This is a genomic window from Rhizobacter sp. P1_G5 (assembly GCF_056405435.1).
On record NZ_JBFUCB010000600.1, the window covers coordinates 1 to 3,709 of the forward strand.

Genomic DNA, 3,709 nt, shown 5'->3' on the forward strand with positions numbered 1-3,709 from the left:
GAAGCGGGCGGCCGTCTCGGGGATCAGCTGCATCAGGCCCTGCGCGTTCTTCGGCGATTGCGCGACCACGTCGAAGTTCGATTCGACCTGGATGAACGCGAGCGCGAGCTGCGGATCGACGCGGTACTCCGGCGCGATGGTCTTCACGAGGTCGACGATGTACTTGGGGCCGTTGGTCCGCAACTCGGCGGTGGGTGCTGCGGCGACGGGTGTGGCCTGCACCGCCGCCGCGACGACGGGCGCGGGCGGGCGCATGCAGTCGGGGATGTCGGCGCCGGGCTGGCCGACGCGCTCGAGCATGCGCACCGCCTGCGGCAGGCCTTGCTCGGCGGCGGCGTGGAAGAAGAACGACGCGGTCGCGTCGTTGCGGTCGATGCCGCGGCCGTTCGCGTACATCCACGCGAGGTTGTATTGCGATTCGGCGTCGCCCTGGCGGGCGGCCTGGCAGTACAGCTGCGCGGCGCGCACCGGATCGCGCGGCACGCCTTCGCCGTTCTCGTAGGCGACAGCCTCGTCGCGGGTCAGGCGGACCAGCAGGTCATCTGACGTGGCGAGGGCGTCTGCCTGCGCCCGCACCGTGCCGGTGAGGCAGCAGAGCAGCAGCAGGAGGGTGGGCAGGCGCATCGGTCGGACAAGAGGGAGTGGAGCCGAAACTTAACGGCCACACCCTCTGCCCACAACCGCCCATGCGCGGGGGTGGCACGAACTCCGCATACCTCCACCCGTTCAGGCTGAGGTATCGAAGCCCTTCTCGCTGTCAGCGAACCGTGTACCCGCGCCCGTCCATGCAGGCGGCCACCGCGCGCTGGAACACCGAGGCATCGGCCATCGCCGACGGCTGCGTGGTCGCCCAGCGGTTGCATTCCTGGCGGTCGGCCTCGGTCTGCGCCGGGCTCTGCCCGTTGCGCGGGTAGAGGATGGGATCCGGCGCGGGCTTCGGCGGCGGCAGAACCGGTGCCGGTTGAGCGGCATCGGCCCCCGGCGGCGGCTCGACGACGGCATAGCCGCCCGGCGCGGTCGCGTAGTAGGCGCCGTTCGCGTAGTAGTACGGCGCGCCGCCGATGTAGAGCGTGGTGTAGGCCGGCGGCAGCAGCGGCACGACGATGCCGATCGGCGGCGCGATGACGACGTAGCGCGGGCCCTGCGGGCGGAACCAGACGCCGCCCTGGTAGAAGTAGTTGCCGCCGTGGAACCCGATGCTGATGCTGCCGCCCGGCAGCGCCGCCGCGACGTAGCCGCGCGACGGGTAATAGTGGTCGTGGTGGTAGCGGTTGTCGAACTGCCAGTGCGGCGAGCGGTAGCCGGGGGGCGGGCCGCCGCGGCCGTGGCGCTCCTGGGCCTGGGACACGCCTGAAAGAACGGCCAGCGCGAGGATCGCACCGGTCAACACGAATCGCTGGATGGTTGCCATGTCGATCTCCTGGACGATGCGATCGTCGCGGGAGAGCGTATCGGGTGGGTTGCAGGTGTGCAAAGAAACGTGTGAGGTCGCTGCACCGGGGCTGACTACCAGTCATACATGTCTTTGGTCCACTTGGCACCCAGGTGATATCGCGTCGGCACGTCGCGCAAACACACCTCACGGTGACGCCGCTCAAGTCAAACTAATATCTGAACCAAGGGCATAACGTTCATATAGCTCGGGAAAGCTACCAAAGATATCCTCATCTGCGTCATAGAAATCTTGCCTTGCGGCAATCTGGCGGGCGCCTTCCAACAAGGAAATGCCAGCTGTGCCAACGAAGGCAGTCGGAGATGGATGCCTCGTGTTGAGCAAATTCATGAATCCTGCGGCTGCAGCGAAATTCGCTTTCGCCTCTTCAGACAGAAGGTAATCAACAAGGACACCCAAATAGTAGAGGAAGCAACTGCCTTTCGAGTAGTACAGCACCTCTGGCAAGGTCGAGGGACTATCGACCAGCATTTGAATGGCACGCGTGCGCCCAAGGCCATTCAAGGTGCGCCAAGCCCAAGCCTCATCCAAGTCGTCAGGGGCTGGCGTCCATTCATTACATAGAGATAGATCAATATTCATTACCGCCTCCAATTATGGACAATCCTTCTTGCAATCCCAAGCGTTCTTGAGGCGACGCTCCCACTTCTCCAGTTCCTTTTCTTTTTGCCGAATCTGGTCATCGTGGCCACGCCCCGGTCCCCAATTGCCTTCCCACAATTTTCTACCTGTGATGCACATGCGCAGCTTGCGGATTTGCCATCGCATGTTCTCGCACTTGTCCAAATTCGGAGGGGGAGGAGCACTGCAGATTCTTGAGTACGCATCGTGCATTGAATCTTTAAAGTTAATCGCTGGAACGCTTGATACGGGTTCCGGATGCAATAAGTCGTACAAGCTGCCACCGGGGGATTGGCCGGTGAAATGCTCCCACGTGTTATTGATTCCAATACCTATTCCGATGCCGCCAGCGCCTGCTGCTGCCACAGCAGCCCCGGCAACAGCCAAAGGAACACCAGCTGCAGCTCCTCCTGCGCCAACAGCCCCTGCAGCGGGCGCAAGCGTTTGCAGAGTCTGCTGAGAGCTGCCAAAGTCGAAAAGTCCAAGTGGATCCGTGCCGACCAATGGGTTACCGTCAACGTACGTGTATGTGGACGGACTCCCTCCCGCCAGCCCGATGGGGTCACTTTGCGGATATCCGCCGCGGGAGGAATCGTAGTTTCGGAAGTAGTTGTACCAGAGTCCGCTCTCCGCATCCGCATACTGCCCCGGGAACCGCATGTTCTGCGTGAAGGCCCCAAGCCCCTCGGGATTGGTCTCTGGCGCCGTCGTGCCGAACGGCTCGGCCATCCAGCGCCAGCGCTTGGCGCCGTTCTGGTCCACCACGATACGCGGTGCGTTCAGGTGATCGGCGTGGATGTAGAACACCAGCGGCGGAGCGTTCGGATTGCTCGCGTTCGCCGGGTCCGGCATGAACATCGCCACCGGGATGTTGTCCAGCCACACGTATTCGCGCAGCGCCTTGCCGGTCTGGTCGTATTCGCCCAGCAGTCGGCCCTCCAGGTCGTACACGAAGATCACCACCTCGCCGGTGCTCGTCACCTTGCGGATGCGCCGGCGCTCCGCGTCGTAGTCGTAGCTGCCGGTGACGCCCGCCTTCGTGATGCTCGCAATCGCGCCGTTCAGGCCATAGGTTGCCGTGTAGCCTGCGCTGTCGTTGGTCGTGTTGCCGGCGTTGTCGTAGGTGAAGCTTCTGGCCGGATTCGTGATGCTCGTCAGCCGGTTGCTCGTCACCTCGGTCGTGTAGTCGCTCGGGTTGCCGTTCAGGCTCACGCTCGTGCGGTTGCCGTTCGGGTCGTAGGCGATCGACCAGCTCGATGCCGACGTGATGATGCTGGTCAGTCGGCTGTTTTCGTCATACGCGAAGCCCTGGTTCAGCGCCGGCTGCGGCGTGCCGTCACTGGCCAGCAGGTGCGTGAAGCCGGTGATGCGGTCAGCCGCGTCGTAGCTCACATCGCGCAGCACATTGCCCAGTGGGTAGCGCACGATGCGACCGCTCAGGTCGAACTGCCGCGTATGATTCACCAGGCCGCTGGTCATGTGCCAGTCCCAGCCACTCACCGGGCCGAAGGGTTCCCACTTCACGTTGCTGATCAGCGGGATGGGCGTGCTGCCTGCATCCTTGGCCAAGCTCATCGCGTTGAGCTCGCCGGTGTCACGCGTGATCACCAGCACCCGGCCCGACGGGTAGGTGAT

General features: G+C 63.7%; 4 protein-coding genes. All 4 read right to left on the bottom strand.

From position 1 onward, the window contains the following. On the bottom strand, positions 1-624 hold a 624-nt coding region (locus tag AC1D12_RS27760; RefSeq protein WP_477844290.1), incomplete at its 3' end, for a transglycosylase SLT domain-containing protein. Between the two features lie 133 nt (positions 625-757). Next, entirely contained in the window at positions 758-1,411 is a 654-nt protein-coding gene (locus AC1D12_RS27765) for a DUF6515 family protein (protein ID WP_477825803.1), read from the bottom strand. 183 nt (positions 1,412-1,594) lie between these two features. After that, on the bottom strand, positions 1,595-2,035 hold the full coding sequence (locus tag AC1D12_RS27770) for a hypothetical protein (protein ID WP_477844292.1): 441 nt from the start codon (positions 2,033-2,035) through the stop codon (positions 1,595-1,597). 12 nt (positions 2,036-2,047) lie between these two features. Further along, positions 2,048-3,709, bottom strand: a 1,662-nt coding sequence (locus AC1D12_RS27775) for an RHS repeat domain-containing protein (protein WP_477844294.1), incomplete at its 5' end; no start/stop codon positions are given.

Excerpts from the sequence above, each read along its gene's own strand:
- AC1D12_RS27765 (WP_477825803.1), bottom strand. The coding sequence starts at position 1,411 with ATGGCAACCATCCAGCGATTCGTGTTGACCGGTGCGATCCTCGCGCTG.
- AC1D12_RS27770 (WP_477844292.1), bottom strand. The coding sequence starts at position 2,035 with ATGAATATTGATCTATCTCTATGTAATGAATGGACGCCAGCCCCTGAC.